The organism is Thermomonas alba, from assembly GCF_022419205.1.
Taxonomy (GTDB): Bacteria; Pseudomonadota; Gammaproteobacteria; order Xanthomonadales; family Xanthomonadaceae; genus Thermomonas; species Thermomonas alba.
Map to the genome: position 1 here is coordinate 101,806 of NZ_JAJOZU010000005.1, position 16,095 is coordinate 117,900.

26 protein-coding genes are annotated in these 16,095 nt (G+C 64.9%); 1 reads left to right on the top strand and 25 read right to left on the bottom strand.

Annotation, left to right across the window (positions count from 1 at the left end; translation table 11 throughout):
* Positions 1–40 precede the first annotated feature (40 nt).
* A complete protein-coding gene (locus ML342_RS09065; RefSeq protein ID WP_240126731.1) occupies positions 41–1,666 on the top strand; it encodes an amidase in 1,626 nt (541 codons plus the stop codon).
* A gap of 46 nt (positions 1,667–1,712) precedes the next feature.
* Here the strand turns inward: ML342_RS09065 and ML342_RS09070 are convergent, their stop codons facing one another.
* The 25 genes from ML342_RS09070 to rplB form a co-directional block, all read right to left on the bottom strand.
* Complete coding sequence (locus ML342_RS09070) at positions 1,713–3,104, bottom strand: class II 3-deoxy-7-phosphoheptulonate synthase (protein ID WP_240126732.1); 1,392 nt, start codon at positions 3,102–3,104, stop codon at positions 1,713–1,715.
* Between the two features lie 63 nt (positions 3,105–3,167).
* Entirely contained in the window at positions 3,168–3,686 is a 519-nt protein-coding gene (locus tag ML342_RS09075) for a disulfide bond formation protein B (protein WP_240126733.1), read from the bottom strand.
* A gap of 116 nt (positions 3,687–3,802) precedes the next feature.
* Positions 3,803–4,177, bottom strand: a complete 375-nt coding sequence (gene rplQ / locus ML342_RS09080; RefSeq protein WP_240126734.1) for a 50S ribosomal protein L17 — start codon at positions 4,175–4,177, stop codon at positions 3,803–3,805.
* A gap of 233 nt (positions 4,178–4,410) precedes the next feature.
* Positions 4,411–5,409, bottom strand: coding sequence for a DNA-directed RNA polymerase subunit alpha (locus ML342_RS09085; protein WP_240126735.1), 999 nt, complete (start codon positions 5,407–5,409; stop codon positions 4,411–4,413).
* Between the two features lie 51 nt (positions 5,410–5,460).
* Positions 5,461–6,090, bottom strand: a complete 630-nt coding sequence (gene rpsD / locus ML342_RS09090) for a 30S ribosomal protein S4 (protein WP_240126736.1) — start codon at positions 6,088–6,090, stop codon at positions 5,461–5,463.
* 19 nt (positions 6,091–6,109) lie between these two features.
* On the bottom strand, positions 6,110–6,505 hold the full coding sequence (gene rpsK, locus ML342_RS09095; RefSeq protein ID WP_240126737.1) for a 30S ribosomal protein S11: 396 nt from the start codon (positions 6,503–6,505) through the stop codon (positions 6,110–6,112).
* A gap of 12 nt (positions 6,506–6,517) precedes the next feature.
* Positions 6,518–6,874, bottom strand: coding sequence for a 30S ribosomal protein S13 (gene rpsM / locus ML342_RS09100; RefSeq protein ID WP_240126738.1), 357 nt, complete (start codon positions 6,872–6,874; stop codon positions 6,518–6,520).
* A gap of 341 nt (positions 6,875–7,215) precedes the next feature.
* Complete coding sequence (gene secY / locus ML342_RS09105) at positions 7,216–8,565, bottom strand: preprotein translocase subunit SecY (protein WP_240126739.1); 1,350 nt, start codon at positions 8,563–8,565, stop codon at positions 7,216–7,218.
* Positions 8,566–8,572: 7 nt separating this feature from the next.
* Positions 8,573–9,010 (bottom strand): 50S ribosomal protein L15, encoded by a 438-nt coding sequence (gene rplO / locus ML342_RS09110; RefSeq protein ID WP_240126740.1) that lies wholly within the window; start codon positions 9,008–9,010, stop codon positions 8,573–8,575.
* 4 nt (positions 9,011–9,014) lie between these two features.
* Entirely contained in the window at positions 9,015–9,203 is a 189-nt protein-coding gene (gene rpmD, locus ML342_RS09115) for a 50S ribosomal protein L30 (protein ID WP_240126741.1), read from the bottom strand.
* Complete coding sequence (gene rpsE, locus ML342_RS09120) at positions 9,196–9,735, bottom strand: 30S ribosomal protein S5 (RefSeq protein WP_240126742.1); 540 nt, start codon at positions 9,733–9,735, stop codon at positions 9,196–9,198. Before rpsE ends, rpmD begins: the two co-directional genes overlap by 8 nt.
* A 151-nt stretch (positions 9,736–9,886) precedes the next feature.
* On the bottom strand, positions 9,887–10,240 hold the full coding sequence (gene rplR / locus ML342_RS09125) for a 50S ribosomal protein L18 (protein WP_240126743.1): 354 nt from the start codon (positions 10,238–10,240) through the stop codon (positions 9,887–9,889).
* A gap of 42 nt (positions 10,241–10,282) precedes the next feature.
* Positions 10,283–10,810, bottom strand: a complete 528-nt coding sequence (gene rplF, locus ML342_RS09130) for a 50S ribosomal protein L6 (protein WP_240126744.1) — start codon at positions 10,808–10,810, stop codon at positions 10,283–10,285.
* A 13-nt stretch (positions 10,811–10,823) separates the two neighbouring features.
* Complete coding sequence (gene rpsH, locus ML342_RS09135; protein ID WP_240126745.1) at positions 10,824–11,219, bottom strand: 30S ribosomal protein S8; 396 nt, start codon at positions 11,217–11,219, stop codon at positions 10,824–10,826.
* 199 nt (positions 11,220–11,418) lie between these two features.
* Entirely contained in the window at positions 11,419–11,724 is a 306-nt protein-coding gene (gene rpsN, locus ML342_RS09140; protein ID WP_240126746.1) for a 30S ribosomal protein S14, read from the bottom strand.
* 9 nt (positions 11,725–11,733) lie between these two features.
* The gene (rplE, locus tag ML342_RS09145) at positions 11,734–12,276 is read right to left on the bottom strand and encodes a 50S ribosomal protein L5 (RefSeq protein WP_240126747.1); all 543 of its coding nucleotides are present in this window, start codon (positions 12,274–12,276) and stop codon (positions 11,734–11,736) included.
* Position 12,277: 1 nt separating this feature from the next.
* Entirely contained in the window at positions 12,278–12,592 is a 315-nt protein-coding gene (gene rplX, locus ML342_RS09150) for a 50S ribosomal protein L24 (RefSeq protein WP_240126748.1), read from the bottom strand.
* Positions 12,593–12,609: 17 nt separating this feature from the next.
* Positions 12,610–12,978: a 50S ribosomal protein L14 gene (gene rplN, locus ML342_RS09155; RefSeq protein ID WP_240126749.1), complete on the bottom strand. Its 369-nt coding sequence runs from the start codon at positions 12,976–12,978 to the stop codon at positions 12,610–12,612.
* 16 nt (positions 12,979–12,994) lie between these two features.
* Entirely contained in the window at positions 12,995–13,258 is a 264-nt protein-coding gene (gene rpsQ, locus ML342_RS09160) for a 30S ribosomal protein S17 (protein WP_240126750.1), read from the bottom strand.
* Positions 13,259–13,270: 12 nt separating this feature from the next.
* Complete coding sequence (gene rpmC / locus ML342_RS09165) at positions 13,271–13,462, bottom strand: 50S ribosomal protein L29 (protein WP_240126751.1); 192 nt, start codon at positions 13,460–13,462, stop codon at positions 13,271–13,273.
* A complete protein-coding gene (rplP, locus tag ML342_RS09170; protein ID WP_240126752.1) occupies positions 13,462–13,875 on the bottom strand; it encodes a 50S ribosomal protein L16 in 414 nt (137 codons plus the stop codon). The genes rpmC and rplP overlap by 1 nt, the downstream gene beginning before the upstream one ends.
* A gap of 3 nt (positions 13,876–13,878) precedes the next feature.
* Positions 13,879–14,637, bottom strand: a complete 759-nt coding sequence (rpsC, locus tag ML342_RS09175) for a 30S ribosomal protein S3 (RefSeq protein WP_240126753.1) — start codon at positions 14,635–14,637, stop codon at positions 13,879–13,881.
* Positions 14,638–14,639: 2 nt separating this feature from the next.
* Positions 14,640–14,975 (bottom strand): 50S ribosomal protein L22, encoded by a 336-nt coding sequence (rplV, locus tag ML342_RS09180; RefSeq protein WP_240126754.1) that lies wholly within the window; start codon positions 14,973–14,975, stop codon positions 14,640–14,642.
* 10 nt (positions 14,976–14,985) lie between these two features.
* Positions 14,986–15,252: a 30S ribosomal protein S19 gene (rpsS, locus tag ML342_RS09185; protein WP_240126755.1), complete on the bottom strand. Its 267-nt coding sequence runs from the start codon at positions 15,250–15,252 to the stop codon at positions 14,986–14,988.
* 6 nt (positions 15,253–15,258) lie between these two features.
* On the bottom strand, positions 15,259–16,086 hold the full coding sequence (gene rplB / locus ML342_RS09190) for a 50S ribosomal protein L2 (protein WP_240126756.1): 828 nt from the start codon (positions 16,084–16,086) through the stop codon (positions 15,259–15,261).
* Between the last annotated feature and the right edge of the window lie 9 nt (positions 16,087–16,095).

Consider the following 16,095-nt stretch of genomic DNA (forward strand, 5'->3'; position numbering starts at 1 on the left):
CGCAATGCTCCGGAAGTTGCCCACGCACCGGAGCCCGCCCATGCGCCACCTGCCCCTCGCCGCCGCGCTGACACTCGCCCTGGCCGCCTGCCAGCCGGCCTCGCCCCCGCCGGCCGCGACCGCGGCCACGAGCGCGAAACCCGCACAAACGGCCGCACCCACGTTCGCCTTCGAAGAGGCCAGCATCGCCGACCTGCAGGCGAAGATGTCCGCCGGCACCCTGACCAGCCATGCGCTGGCGCAGGCCTATCTCGACCGCATCGCCGCGATCGACCGCGCCGGCCCCGCGATCAACGCGGTGATCGAGCTGAACCCGGATGCCCTCAAGGAGGCCGATGCGCTGGATGCCGAGCGCAAGGCCGGCAAGATCCGCGGCCCGCTGCACGGCATCCCGGTGCTGCTGAAGGACAACATCGACGCTACCCCGATGGCCAACTCCGCCGGCTCGCTGGCGCTGGCCGACAACCGCCCCAAGACCGATGCTTTCCTGGTGGCGAAGCTGCGGGCGGCCGGCGCGGTGATCCTGGGCAAGACCAACCTGTCGGAATGGGCGAACTTCCGTTCCACCCGCTCCACCTCCGGCTGGAGCGGGCGCGGCGGACAGACCAAGAACCCCTACGCGCTCGACCGCAATCCCTGCGGCTCCAGCGCCGGCACCGGCAGCGCGATCGCCGCCAATCTCGCCGCGGCCGGCATCGGCACCGAGACCGACGGCAGCATCATCTGCCCCTCGGCGGTGGCCGGGCTGGTCGGGATCAAGCCGACCGTCGGCCTGGTCAGCCGCAGCGGGATCATCCCGATCTCGGTCTCGCAGGACACCGCTGGCCCGATGGCGCGCAGCGTGGCCGATGCCGCCGCGCTGCTGACCGCGATCGCCGCGCCCGACCCCGCCGATCCGGCGGCCGCCGAACGCAAGGACCCGACCCCGATCGACTACAGCGCGCACCTGAAGGCCGACGCGCTCAAGGGCGCGCGGATCGGCGTGGTGCGCAAGCTGACCGGCTACCAGCCGGATACCGACGCCGCGTTCGCGGCGGCGGTCGCCGCGCTCAAGGCCGCCGGCGCGACCGTGGTGGATGCCGAGATCCCCACCTTGGGCCAATGGGACAACGACGAGCTGCAGATGATGCTGTACGAGTTCAAGGACGGCTTGAACCGCTATCTAGCCAGCGCCAACACACCGCATAAATCGCTGGCGGCACTGATCGAGTACAACAAGGCGCACGCCGCACAGGAAATGCCCTACTTTGGCCAAGAGCTGTTCGAGCAGGCGCAGGCCAAGGGGCCGCTGACCGAGCCGGCCTACCTGGCCGCGCGCGACAAGGTGCGCCGCCTGGCGGGGCCGGAAGGGATCGATGCCGCACTGCGCAAGCAGCACCTGGATGCGCTGATCGCTCCGGCGATGTCCCCGGCCTGGCTCACCGATCCGATCAATGGCGACCATTTCATCGGCGCCGGCTACGGCGCCGCCGCGGCCGCGCGCTATCCCAGCCTGACCGTGCCGATGGGCGAGGTGCACGGGCTGCCGGTCGGCATCGTGTTCATGGGCAGCGCGTGGAGCGAGCCGCGCCTGATCGAGCTGGGCTATGCCTTCGAGCAGGTCACCCGCGCGCGCAAGCCGCCGCGCCTGCTGCCGACGGTGCCATTGCCGCCTGCCGCGAAGTAAGTAGGCCGGAAATGGCCTGACGCGCCGCCGTATGCGACGGCGCGCCTCAGGCCGCGATCGCGCCGCGCTTACGCACGATCAGCATCGCGATCTCCAGCGCCTGCTCGTAGTTCAGACGCGGATCGACCGTGGTGCGGTAGGCGCGCTGCAGGTCGATTTCGGTCAGCTCGCGGGCACCGCCGAGGCATTCGGTGACGTTCTCGCCGGTCAGTTCCAGATGCACCCCACCCAGGCGCGTGCCTGCGGCCGCATGCAGGTCGAACGCCTGCTCGATCTCGCTGCGGATGTTCTCGAAGCGCCGGGTCTTGTAGCCGTTGCGGGTGGATTCGGTGTTGCCGTGCATCGGATCGCAGATCCACAGCACCCGCCGCCCCTCACGCCGCACCGCCTCCAGCAGCGGCGGCAGCTTCTCGGCGATCTGCTGGGCGCCCATGCGGTGGATGAGCCCCAACCGGCCCGGCTCGTTGCCGGGATTGAGCGCATCGATCAGCGGCAGCAGCTGCTCCGGCGTCACCGACGGCCCGATCTTCACCGCCACCGGGTTGCGAATGCCGCGGAAATATTCGACGTGCGCGCCCTCCAGCGCGGCCGTGCGCATCCCGATCCACGGGAAATGGGTGCTGAGGTTGAACCAGCCCTCGGCACGCGGCACCTGCCGGGTCTGCGCTTCTTCATAGGGCAGCAGCAAGGCCTCGTGCGAGGTGTAGAAATCGACCCGGTTCAGGCTCTGCATCTGGCGCCCGGCCAGGGTTTCCATGAAGCGCACGGCGTCGCCGATGCTCTCCACCATCTTCTGATACTCGGCCGCATGCGGCGATTGCCCGACCCAGCCCAGACCCCAATATTCGGGGTGGTGCAGGTCGGCGAAACCACCGTCGATCAGCGCCCGCACGAAGTTCATGGTCATTGCCGAACGCGCGTGCGCCTTGATCATCCGCCGCGGATCGGGAATGCGCGCCTGTGCGGAAAACTCAGGGCCGTTGATGATGTCCCCGCGATAGCTGGGCAAGGCAACGCCGTCGCGGGTTTCCATGTCGGCCGAACGCGGCTTGGCGTACTGGCCTCCGAACCTGCCCACCCGCACCACCGGCACCTTGAGCCCGTGCACCAGCACCAGGCTCATCTGCAGCAGCACTTTCAGCCGGTTGGTGATGACCTCGGCGTTGCACTCGGAGAAACTTTCGGCGCAATCGCCGCCCTGCAGCAGGAACCGGCGGCCGTCCTGGGCCTCGGCCAGCTGCTGCTTGAGCGCGAGGATCTCGCGCGAAGTGACCAGCGGCGGCAAGGCGCGGAGCTCTTCCTGGGCCGCCGCCAGCTCCGCCGCATCCGGGTACACCGGCATCTGCAAGGCCGGCTTGGCGCGCCAGCTGGCCGGCGTCCACCCGTGCGCGGCGGTCGGCGCGGGGACGGCGGGAGCTTGAACGGGCGCGATGGACATGCTGCAACCAGAACGTGGACTGTTGCGCCGCATCATCCCGCGCACGCAACCGTCCTGCAACCGTCATCCCGACAACCGATCGTTCCAAGGCCGGCGGAATCCCGCATATAGCGCCAGCAACCCCAGCCCGAGGAACCACAGAAAGGCCCACATCGGCATCGACAGCCCCAGGAACTGCCAATCGATGCTGGCGCAATCCCCGGTGGCCTGCAGTACCTTGCGCGCCGCGCCCAGCCAGGAATACTGCTCGACCATGAAGTTCAGCCCCGGCCCACAACTGGGCAACTCGGGCGGATGCAGCTGCACCCAGCTGTGGCGACCGGCATAGGCCATCCCGGCCAGCGCCGCGGCCAGCGCCAGCAGCGACCACGCCTTGCGCGCGCGCGGCCGAGACGGGGCGTGCAGCGCGCCGAGCAGGAACACTAGGCCGAGCGCTGCGAAGCAGAGCCGCTGGAAGATACAAAACGGGCACGGCTGAATGCCGAGCCTGAACTGCACATAGAAGGCGTAGCCCAGCAGCGCGGCGCAGCAGGCGAACCCAAACAGGAACTGCGCACGGAACGACCAGCGAAACGGATTCATGCCGCCCTCTTCCTCTTTTCGCGGATTATGGTGTTCGCGGATTATGGTGAAGCTGCTGAAAACGAAAAACCCCGGGCAGCGCCGGGGCTTTCGTCGAGACATTGCGCAAGCGCCGCTCACTCGGCCGATGCCTGCGGGCGGTCCACCAGCTCCACATAGGCCATCGGCGCGTTGTCGCCGGCGCGGAAGCCGCACTTGAGGATGCGCAGGTAGCCGCCCGGGCGCTGCGCATAGCGCGGGCCAAGCACGGTGAACAGGGTGCCCACCGCTTCCTTGTCGCGCAGGCGGGCAAACGCCAGACGGCGGTTGGCCACACCATCGGTCTTGGCCAAGGTGATCAACGGCTCGGCGACGCGGCGCAACTCCTTGGCCTTGGGCAGGGTGGTACGGATGATTTCATGCTTGAACAGCGATGCCGCCATGTTCGAGAGCATCGCCTGGCGATGGGCGCTGGTGCGATTGAACTTGCGGCCGGCTTTCTGGTGGCGCATGGCTTGGATTCCTGAAAGATTGGAAAGAGTGAAACTTTGAACTTCGCTGTCGCCATCCAGGCGTTGAAACTGCGGACTGCGGTTGGCCCTTGCCGGTCATTCCTTGGACCGGATACCGCGGGCTTGGCCCGTCGGTGGAAGAGGAGCCGGCCGACGCCGCCGGGGTGACTATCCGGCGGCGTCCTGCAGTGGCTCCTGCCTGCGCGCAAGGCGCGCAAGCGGATGGCGCGGACTCAGCCGAGCATGCCGTGGGTCGCGGCACCGGCCGGCGGCCAGTTCTCCAGCTTCATGCCCAGCGACAGGCCGCGCTGGGCCAGCACTTCCTTGATCTCGGTGAGCGACTTCTTGCCGAGGTTCGGGGTCTTGAGCAGCTCTACCTCGGTCTTCTGGATCAAATCGCCGATGTAGTAGATGCTCTCCGCCTTCAGGCAGTTGGCCGAACGCACGGTCAACTCGAGGTCGTCGATGGGACGCAGCAGCAGCGGATCGACGCCGGCGCTGGCCTGCGGCTTGGCGCCACGCTCGCGACGGGTGAAGTCGCCGAACACCGACAGCTGATCGGTCAGGATGTCAGCGGCGGTGCGGACCGCCTCCTCGGCGTCGATCGTGCCGTTGGTCTCGATATCCAGCACCAGCTTGTCGAGGTCGGTGCGCTGCTCGACACGCGCCGCTTCCACCGCATAGGCCACGCGCCGGATGGGCGAGAACGAGGCATCCAGCACCAGACGACCGATCGCGCGCGCCTCGTCATCGGGACGCCGGCGGGCAGAGGCCGGCTGGTAGCCGAAGCCGCGGCTGACGGTCAGCCGCATGCTCAGCCCGATGTCCTTGGTCAAGGTGGCGATCACGTGGTCGGGGTTGAGCACTTCCACGTTGTGGTTGGTCTTGATGTCGCCCGCGGTGACGACGCCCGGACCCTGCTTCTTCAGCTCCAGGGTATCGGTGTCGCCGCTGTGCATACGGATGGCAACGTCCTTGAGATTGAGCAGGACTTCGAGCACGTCCTCCTGCATCCCTTCGACCGTGGTGTATTCATGCAGCACGCCGTCGATTTCGACCTCGGTGATGGCGAAGCCCGGGATCGACGAGAGCAGCACGCGGCGCAGCGCGTTGCCAATGGTATGGCCGTAGCCGCGCTCCAGCGGCTCGATCACGACCCTGGCGCGGGTGTCGGTGATGCGCTCGATCTGCGGCGCGCGCGGACGCAGCACTTGGGTGGCGGTAACCGTCATTCGGGGGTCTCCTGCAGGCCTGCGCCCGGAGCGCAGGCCGGTGGCAATGGCTTACTTCGAGTACAGCTCGACGATCAGCGCTTCGTTGATGTCGCTGGGCAGATCGGCGCGATCCGGCACCGCCTTGAACACGCCGGTGAACTTGGCGGTGTCCACCTCTACCCACGACGGCAACAGATTCATCTGCTCGGCGAGGGTGAGGGACTCCTTCACGCGCAGCTGCTTCTGGGCCTTCTCCGAAAGCGCAATGGCATCACCCGCCTTGACGGTGTAGGACGGCAGGTTGACCACCTTGCCATTCACGGTGACACCGCGATGGCTGACCAGCTGGCGCGCAGCCGGACGGGTGACGGCAAAGCCCATGCGATAAACGACGTTGTCCAGGCGGGTCTCCAGCAGCTGCAGGAGATTCTCGCCGGTGTTGCCCTTCTTGTTCGCAGCCTTCTTGTAGTAGTTGCGGAACTGACGCTCCAGCAGGCCATAGATGCGCTTGACCTTCTGCTTCTCGCGCAGCTGGGTGGCATAGTCGGACAGCTTGCCCTTGCGCGCGTTGGCGCCGTGCTGGCCAGGCTTCTGCTCCAGCTTGCACTTGGAGTCGAGCGCACGGGCAGGCGACTTCAACGACAGATCGGCGCCTTCGCGGCGCGCCAGCTTACAGGTGGGACCGATATAACGAGCCATGTTTTTGTGCTCCCGCGCGTCAGACGCGACGCTTCTTCGGCGGACGGCACCCGTTGTGCGGGATCGGCGTCACGTCGATGATGTTGAGGATCTTGTAGCCGATGTTGTTCAGCGAACGCACGGCCGATTCGCGGCCCGGACCCGGACCCTTGATACGCACTTCGAGCGACTTCACGCCATAGTCCAATGCCGCCTTGCCCGCCTTCTCGGCGGCCACCTGCGCGGCGAACGGCGTGGACTTACGCGAGCCGCGGAAGCCCGCGCCGCCGGAAGTCGCCCAGCTCAGCGCATTGCCCTGGCGGTCGGTAATGGTGACGATGGTGTTGTTGAACGAAGCGTGGATGTGGGCGACGCCGTCGGTGACGACACGCTTGATCTTCTTCTTGATCTTGTTGGCAGCAGCCGGCTTGGCCATGATCTGGGTTCCTTACTTCTTGATGGCCTTGCGCGGGCCCTTGCGGGTGCGCGCATTGGTACGGGTACGCTGACCGCGCAGCGGCAGGCCGCGGCGATGGCGCAGGCCGCGGTAGCAGCCCAGGTCCATCAGGCGCTTGATGGCCATGCCGACTTCGCGCCGCAGATCACCCTCGACCGTGTACTTGCCGACCTCGGCGCGCAGGCGCTCGACTTCCGGCTCGGTCAGGTCGCGGATCTTGGTCGACGGATTCACGCCGGCCGCCTGGCAGACCAGCTTGGAACGGGTACGGCCAATGCCGTAGATGCTTTGCAGCCCGACCCAGACGTGCTTCTGGGCAGGCAGGTTGACACCTGCAATACGCGCCATGAGGCGATCTCCGATATACGTAATGACGCCGAATCACCGGATCCGACGTGGAAAACATTGGATTATAGCAGGATCCCGATCCTTCAAGAAGCCAGTCCACCTTGCGGCGTCCTGACCCGGCATGGGGAGTGTGCCCATGCTCCGGCGACGGCTCCGGGCTGGCAGTACGGCGGCCCGAAGGCCGCCGCCTGCCCGCGCGCTACTCTGGCGCGCGGATCGGCCCAGGAACCACCCCCGCCCGGGATCGCTGCGGGGGTCGCCCATGTGCCGGATCGCGCATTCGTCGATCCGGCGGTTGTTGCGTCCCGCCCGATGGCGGGGGAAGGTCCGCGGCGTGCGCCTCAGCGCGCCCCGCGGCCCTTCAGGTTGGCCTTCTTCAGCAGGCTCTCGTACTGATGGGACATCAGGTGCGCCTGGACTTGCGCTATGAAATCCATCACCACGACGACCACGATCAGCAGCGAGGTCCCGCCGAAGTAAAACGAAGTGCCGAGCTTGGTGCGCATGACTTCCGGCAGCAGGCACACCAGCACCAGATACAGGGCACCGGCACCGGTGAGCCGGGTCAACACGCCATCGATATATTCCGCGGTCGCCCGTCCGGGGCGGATGCCCGGGATCAGCGCGCCCGATTTCTTCAGGTTTTCCGCGGTTTCCTGCGAGTTGAACACCAGCGCGGTGTAGAAGAACGCAAACCCGATGATCAGCGCCGCCAGCAGGATCATGTGCAGCGGTTCGCCCGGCGACAGCATCTGGCTGACTTTCTGCAACCACACGGTGGCCGGGCTGCCGGACTGCCCGAACCAGGTCGAGGCGGTCGCCGGGAACATGATGATCGAGGAGGCGAAAATGGGCGGGATCACGCCTGCCATGTTGAGCTTCAGCGGCAGGAACGAGCTCTGGTTCTGGTAGCCGCCGCGGCCACCCTGGCGGCGCGCATAGTTCACGGTGATGCGGCGCTGGCCACTCTCCATGAACACCACGAACCAGGTCACCGCGATCACGATCACCAGGATCACGAATACGGTGATCCACTGCATTTCGCCGGCATTGGCCTGCTGCAGGGTGTGCAGCACCGCGCCGGGCAAGCCAGCGACGATACCGGCGAAGATGATCAGCGAGATGCCGTTGCCGATACCGCGTTCGGTCACCTGCTCGCCCAGCCACATCAGAAACACGGTGCCAGCCGTCAGCGAGACCACCGCGGTCAGCACGAAGCCAGGACCGGGGTTGTACACGACCGGAATCCCGCTACCTGCGCCCTGATGCTGGAGCGCAATCGCAATGCCCGCGGCCTGAAAGATGGCCAGGAACACCGAGCCGATGCGCGAGTACTGGGTGATCTTGCGGCGCCCGGACTCCCCTTCTTTCTGTAGCGCCTTCAGGCTCGGCAGGATCTGCACCATCAGCTGCATGACGATGGATGCCGAGATGTAGGGCATCACGTTCAGGGCGAACAGACTGAAACGCGAGAGCGCGCCGCCGGAGAACATGTTGAACATGTCCACGACGGTGCCCTTCTGCGCGTTCATCAGCTGCAGCATGGCCTCGGGGTTGACGCCCGGCACCGGGATGTAGCACCCGATGCGATAGACGATCAGCGCGCCCACCACGAACAACAGGCGCGAGCGAAGCTCGGCGAACTTGCCCGCACCCATCAGCCCCGACAGCGCATCCGCGGTCCGCGACATGCGTCAGTCACTCCACCAGCTTGCCGCCGGCGGCTTCGATCGCGGCCTTGGCGCCAGCCGTCGCGGCGATGCCCTTGACGACGAATGCCTTGGTCAGCGCGCCCTTGGCGACGATCTTGGCGCGCTTGGCGGTGCTGGACACCAGCCCGGCCGCCTTCAGCGCCGCGAAATCGACCTCGCCGGCCGGCAGCGAGTCCAGCTTGTACAGCAGAACCTCGGCGGTGTCCTTGGCGAGCGGCGAGCGGAAGCCGATCTTCGGCAGACGGCGCTGCATCGGCATCTGGCCACCTTCGAATCCCGGCTTGATCTTGCCCTTGCCGGCGCGCGCGTACGAACCCTTGTGCCCGCGACCGCAGGTCTTGCCAAGGCCGGAACCAATGCCACGGCCGACGCGGACGCGCTCCTTGCGGGCGCCGTCGGCGGGCTTGAGCGTATTGAGCTTCATGCGATTACTCCTCCACCCGCACCAGGTAGTGCAGCTGATTGATCAGGCCACGTACCTGCGGGCTGTCCTTCAACTCGCGGACGCTGTTGAGCTTGTTGAGACCAAGCGCCCGCACCGACAGGCGGTGGCGCGACTGGGTGCCGCGCAGGCCCTTGACCAGACGCACCTTGATGGTCTTGCCTTCGTTAGTCATGGATCAGGTCCTCCACCTTCTTGCCGCGCTTGGCCGCGATCCTGGCCGGGGACTGCATCGCCTGCAGACCCTTGACCGTCGCCCGTACCAGGTTGATCGGGTTACGCGATCCGACGGCCTTGGCCAGCACGTCCCTCACCCCGACCGCTTCCAGCACGGCGCGCATCGCACCACCGGCAATCACGCCGGTACCCTTGGAAGCAGGCTGCATGAACACACGAGCGGCGCCGTGACCGGCCTTCACCGCGTGGAACAGCGTACCGTCGTTGAGATCCACGGTGATCATGTTCTTGCGGGCATATTCCATCGACTTCTGGATGGCGACCGGCACCTCACGCGCCTTGCCATAGCCAAAACCGACCCGACCCGCACCGTCGCCCACCACCGTCAACGCAGTGAAGGTGAACTGACGACCACCCTTGACGGTCTTGCTGACGCGGTTGACCGCGACCAGCTTTTCGATCATGCCGTCATCGATTTTTTCCTCGCGGGGACCGCGCTCGCGGCCGCGGGATTCGCGCTGCTCTGCCATTGGAATGTCTCGATTATTGAAAGAATTTTGCGGCATCGCCGCTTATCGTTGTGATTCACTACGGGTGGATCGCAAGCTCCGCCATCGGAGCCCATCACCCGGCGCCGCTTGCGGCGGCAAACGGGCGGCTGCGGCCAGCCGCCCAAATCCGTCAGAACTGCAGACCACCCTCGCGAGCCGCATCGGCCAAAGCCTTGATGCGACCGTGATAGCGGTAGCCGGAACGATCGAACGCCACTTTTTCGATGCCAGCCGCCTTGGCACGCTCGGCAATCACGCGACCGACCTTGGCTGCCGCCTCGATGTTCTTGCCACTCTTCAGGCCCTCCTTGACCTCGGCCTGCACGGTCGAGGCCGAGGCCAGCACCTTGGAGCCATCGGCGGTGAACACCTGGGCATACAGGTGCTGCCCGGTCCGCAGGACCGACAGGCGCGGAACACCGAGTTCGCGAATACGCGCGCGGGTGGACTTGGCGCGACGCAGGCGGGCGATTTTCTTTTCCATTGTCTTGATCTCCGAAAGCTGAAGGCGCGTGATCCGGGTGGATTACGCCTTCTTGGCTTCCTTGCGGATGATGGTTTCGTCGGAATACTTCACGCCCTTGCCCTTATAGGGCTCCGGCGGACGATAACCACGAATCTTGGCGGCCACCTCACCGACCAGCTGCTTATCGGCACCGGCGACCACGATTTCGGTCTGCGACGGGGTGGTGATGGTGATGCCCGCCGGCGGAGTGAACAGAATCGGGTGGGAGTAGCCCAGCGACAGGCTCAGATCCTTGCCCTGCATGGCCGCGCGATAGCCCACGCCAACCAGCTCGAGCTTGCGCTCGAAGCCAGTGCTGACGCCGCGCACCATGTTGGCGACGATCGCACGCAGGGTACCGGTCAACGGCACCAGCGAAGGATCATTGGCAGACAGCCGCGCATGGCCATCTTCCACCTTGACTTCGATTCCGACCGGCTTGGCGACATTCAAGGTACCCTTCGGCCCCTTGACGGTGATCGATTCCGGCTGAACGTTGATTTCGACGCCCTTGGTCAGGGCAACCGGCTTCTTGGCAACTCGGGACATGTGTGCGCCTCCCTTAGGCCACGATGCACAGGACCTCGCCGCCGACGCCCTGCTGGCGCGCCTGCGAATCGGTCATGATGCCCTTGGAGGTGGAAATGATGGCAATGCCGAGACCACCCAGCACCTTCGGCAACGCATCCTTGCCGCGGTACTGGCGCAGGCCCGAGCGCGACACGCGCTGCAGCGTCTCGATCACCGGCTTGCCCTCGAAATACTTCAGCGCGATCTCGAGTTCGGCCTTGGCGCCGACTTGGGTCACGCGCGCATCGGCAATGTAGCCCTCTTCTTTGAGGACGTTTGCGATCGCAACCTTGATCTTGGAGGACGGCATCTTTACCGTCGGCTTGCCGACCGCCGCCGCATTCTTGATGCGGACCAGCATGTCGGCGATGGGATCAGTCATGCTCATGTGGTTTCACCTGATGAGTAGCACCGATATCCGCTTTCGCGAAATCTGTTTGGATTGTGGAGGCCGATCGCAACCGGTCACGGCGCCGATGGTGGCCCAAGACCCCACACGCGGCGGAGCTTTGGCCCATGCATGCTTGCTTGCGGCTACGCCGCAAGCAAGCATCTAAGTTTAGCAGGTTTCCCGCCTATGCGGAGGGTTACCAGCTAGCCTTGCGCAGCCCCGGAACGTCGCCACGCATGGTGGCCTCGCGCAGCTTGTTGCGGCCCAGGCCGAACTTGCTGTAGACGGCGCGCGGACGACCGCTCAGGACACAGCGGGTGGTCTGTCGGCATGGCGAGGAATCGCGCGGCAACTTCTGCAGCTTGATGGAAGCCGCCATCTTCTCCTCGTAAGACGCCTCCTGGCTGGAGAGAATCTTCTTCAGCGCCTCGCGCTTGGCGGCATGCTGCTTGGCCAGCTTGGCGCGCTTGGCCTCGCGGTTGATCATGGAAGTCTTGGCCATGACGTGTCCTTAATTGCGGAACGGGAAGCGGAAGGCCTCGAGCAGGGCCTTGGCCTCGGCATCGGTCTTCGCAGTCGTGGTGATCGCGATGTCCATGCCGCGCATCGCATCGACGGAGTCGAAATCGATCTCCGGGAAGATGATCTGCTCCTTCACGCCCATGTTGTAGTTGCCGCGACCATCGAACGAACGGCCGGAGACACCACGGAAATCGCGCACCCGCGGCAACGCGATGTTGATCAGGCGATCGAGGAACTCGTACATGTGCGCGCGGCGCAGGGTCACCTTGCAGCCGATCGGCCAGCCGTCACGGATCTTGAACGAGGCAACCGAAATGCGGGATTTGGTCACCACCGGCTTCTGGCCGGCGATCTTGGCCATGTCGGCCACCGCATTCTCCAGCACTTTCTTGTTGGTGGCAGCCTCGCCCACGCCCATGTTGAGCGTGATCTTGACGAGCTTGGGGACTTCCATCGGATTGGTGTAGCCGAACTGCTTCATCAGCTTCGGCACCACTTCGTCCTTGTAAAACTTCTCGAGTCGGGTGGTCATGTCAGATGGCCTCGCCGCTGGAGCGGAACACGCGGATACGCTTTCCATTCTCCAGCACCTTGGTGGCAACGCGCTCGCCCTTGCCCGTCGCCGGGTTGTAGAGCATCACGTTGGAAATGTGGATCGACGCCTCGCGCTCGACCACGCCGCCGGGCTGCCCGGTCTGCGGGTTGGGCTTGGTATGGCGCTTGACCAGGTTCAGATTGGCGACATACACGCGATCACCTACCACGCGCAGGACTTCGCCAGTCTGGCCCTTGATCTTCTTGTTGCCGGTGATGACGATCACCTGATCGCCCTTGCGGATACGGTTCATGTTCTTGCTTCCTCCGCTCAGAGCACTTCAGGCGCCAGCGAGACGATCTTCATGAACTTCTCGGTACGAAGTTCGCGAGTCACGGGCCCAAAGATGCGGGTACCGATCGGCTCATGCTTGTTGTTCAGCAGCACCGCCGCATTGCCGTCGAAGCGGATCAGCGAACCGTCGGGACGACGCACGCCCTTGCGGGTGCGCACCACCACGGCGTTGTACACGTCACCCTTCTTCACCTTGCCGCGCGGGATGGCTTCCTTCACCGACACCTTGATGATGTCACCGATGCCGGCATAGCGACGCTTGGAGCCGCCCAGCACCTTGATGCACATCAGTTCCTTGGCACCCGAGTTGTCGGCAACGTCGAGAAAGCTCTGCATCTGGATCATGGCTTGTCTCTCCTGCTTACTCGGAGGCGCGGGTGATGATCTCCACCACGCGCCAGTTCTTGGTCTTGGACAGCGGTGCACATTCGGCCACGCGCACGAAATCACCTTCGTTGCACGCATTGTCGGCATCATGTGCATGCAGCTTGGTCGAACGGCGGATGTACTTGCCGTACAGCGCATGCTTGACCTGGCGCTCGACGAGCACCGTCACGGTCTTGTCCATCTTGTTGCTGATCACACGCCCTTCGACCGTGTGCAGCTTCTTGGTTTGTTCGGTCATGGCGGCCGTTCCTTACTTCATCTGGCCAAGCAGCGTGTTGACGCGAGCGATCTCGCGGCGCACGCGGCGGGGCTCATGGATCTTGGACGGAGGCAGCTGGCCGGTGGCCTTCTGCATGCGCAGCGCAAAACGCTCCTTGTGCAGCTCAGCCAGGTGGGCCTTCAGTTCGTCCGCCGACTTTTGACGCAGTTGCTTGAGTTCCATCAGCGCACCGTCCGGGTCACGAATTGAGTGGTGACCGAGAGCTTGGCCGCGGCCAGGCGGAACGCTTCGCGCGCCACCTCTTCGCTCACGCCCTCGATTTCATAGATCATGCGACCGGGCTGCACCAGCGCCACCCAGTACTCCACATTGCCCTTACCGGCGCCCATGCGGACCTCGATCGGCTTCTTGGTGATCGGCTTGTCAGGAAACACCCGAATCCACATCTTGCCGCCGCGCTTGACGTAGCGGCTGATGGAACGGCGGGCGGCCTCGATCTGACGCGCCGTGAGCTGCCCGTGGGAAGTTGCGCGCAGGCCATACTCACCGAAGCTGACGGCGTTTCCGCTCCAGCTCAGGCCCTCGTTACGGCCCTTGTGGACCTTGCGGTATTTGGTTCGCTTGGGTTGCAGCATGGTTTATTCCCTCGCTTCGCCGCGCTCGGCGCGGTCGCCACGGTCGCGACGCGGGCCACGTGGACGCTCGCGATCACCGCGATCGCTACGCGGCGCCGGGCCGTCGTCCTGCTTTTCCTGACCAATCTGGCTGAAATCGAAGATCTCGCCCTTGTAGATCCACACCTTGACGCCAATCACGCCATAAGTGGTCTTCGCCTCGGCAAAGCCGTAGTCGATGTCGGCGCGCAAGGTGTGCAGCGGCACGCGACCTTCGCGGTACCACTCCGAGCGCGCGATCTCGGCGCCGTTCAAGCGGCCGGCCACATTGACCTTGATGCCCAACGCGCCCAGACGCATGGCATTGCCGACCGCACGCTTCATCGCGCGACGGAACATGATGCGACGCTCCAGCTGCTGCGCGATGGACTCAGCCACCAGCTGCGCATCGAGCTCAGGCTTACGCACCTCGGTGACATTGATGTGCGCCGGCACGCCGAGCACGTCGGAGACTTCCTTGCGCAGCTTCTCGATATCCTCGCCACGCTTGCCGATCACCAAGCCCGGTCGAGCCGTATGGATGGTGACACGCGCATTATTGGCCGGACGCTCGATCAGGATCTTGCTGATCCCCGCCTGCGCCAGCTTCTTGCGCAGCATGTCGCGGACCTTGAGGTCGCCCGCGAGAAACTCTGCAAACTGCTTCTTGCCGGCGTACCACTTGGAGTTCCAGTCCTTGGCGATGCCCAGGCGGATGCCGATCGGATTGACTTTGTGACCCATGATTAGTTGCCCTCGCCCACGACCACGGTGATGTGGCTGGTGCGCTTGGTGATGCGCGTGCCACGGCCCTTTGCACGCGCCATGAAGCGCTTCAACGCGGGACCTTCATCGACCATGATGGCCTTGATCTTCAGTGCGTCCGCATCTGCACCTGCATTGTTCTCGGCGTTGGAGGCGGCGGAAAACACGACCTTGTAGATCATGCCTGCCGCCTTCTTGTCGGAGAACTTCAGCAGGTCGAGCGCGCGCGCCACGGGCAGACCACGCACCTGATCCGCGACCAGACGGGCCTTCTGCGGGGAGATGCGCGCGGTGCGCAGGATTGCCTTCGCTTCCATCGTCATCTCCTTACTTCGACTTCTTATCGCCGCCATGACCCTTGAACGTGCGGGTCACGGCGAACTCACCAAGCTTGTGGCCGACCATGTTTTCATTGATCAGCACCGGGACATGGTTTTTGCCGTTGTGCACGGCGATGGTCAACCCGATCATTTCCGGCAGGATCGTCGAGCGACGCGACCAGGTCTTGATCGGCTTCTTGTTGCTGCCCGCAGCTTCCACCTTTTTCAGCAGGTGATGGTCGATGAACGGGCCTTTTTTGAGTGAACGTGCCATTGCCGATTAACTCCTGCGGTCGCGCACGATGAACTGCTGGGTGCGCTTGTTCTTGCGGGTCTTGTAGCCCTTGGTCGGCACGCCCCACGGCGTGACCGGATGCGGGTTGCCCTGACCGGCCTTACCCTCACCACCACCATGCGGGTGATCGACCGGGTTCATGGCCGCGCCGCGAACGGTCGGGCGCACGCCGCGCCAGCGCTTGGCACCCGCCTTGCCCAGCTTCTCCAGGCCATGCTCGTCGTTACCTACCTCACCAATGGTGGCGCGGCATTCGGCCGGCACCTTGCGCATCTCGCCGGAGCGCAGACGCAGAGTGGCATACACACCCTCGCGCGCCACCAGCTGCACGCCAGCACCAGCCGCGCGGGCGAGCTGGGCACCCTTGCCCGGCTTCATCTCCACGCAGTGCACGGTGGAGCCGACCGGGATGTTGCGCAGCGGAAGCGCATTGCCAGGCTTGATCGGCACATCGCGGCCGGACATCACCTGGTCGCCCGCCTTCAACCCCTTCGGCGCGATGATGTAGCGACGCTCACCGTCGGCATAGCACAGCAGCGCGATGTGCGCAGTCCGATTGGGATCGTACTCGATGCGCTCGACGCGCGCCGGAATACCTTCCTTGTCGCGCTTGAAGTCGATGATGCGGTAGTGGTGCTTGTGACCACCGCCGATATGGCGGGTGGTGATGCGACCATGGTGGTTGCGTCCACCGGTCTTGGTCTGCTTTTCCACCAGCGCGGCGTATGGCGCCCCCTTATGCAGATCGGGCGTCACCACGCGAACCGCGCTGCGGCGGCCGGCAGAGGTGGGCTTGAATGTCATCAGTGCCATGGACTTGCT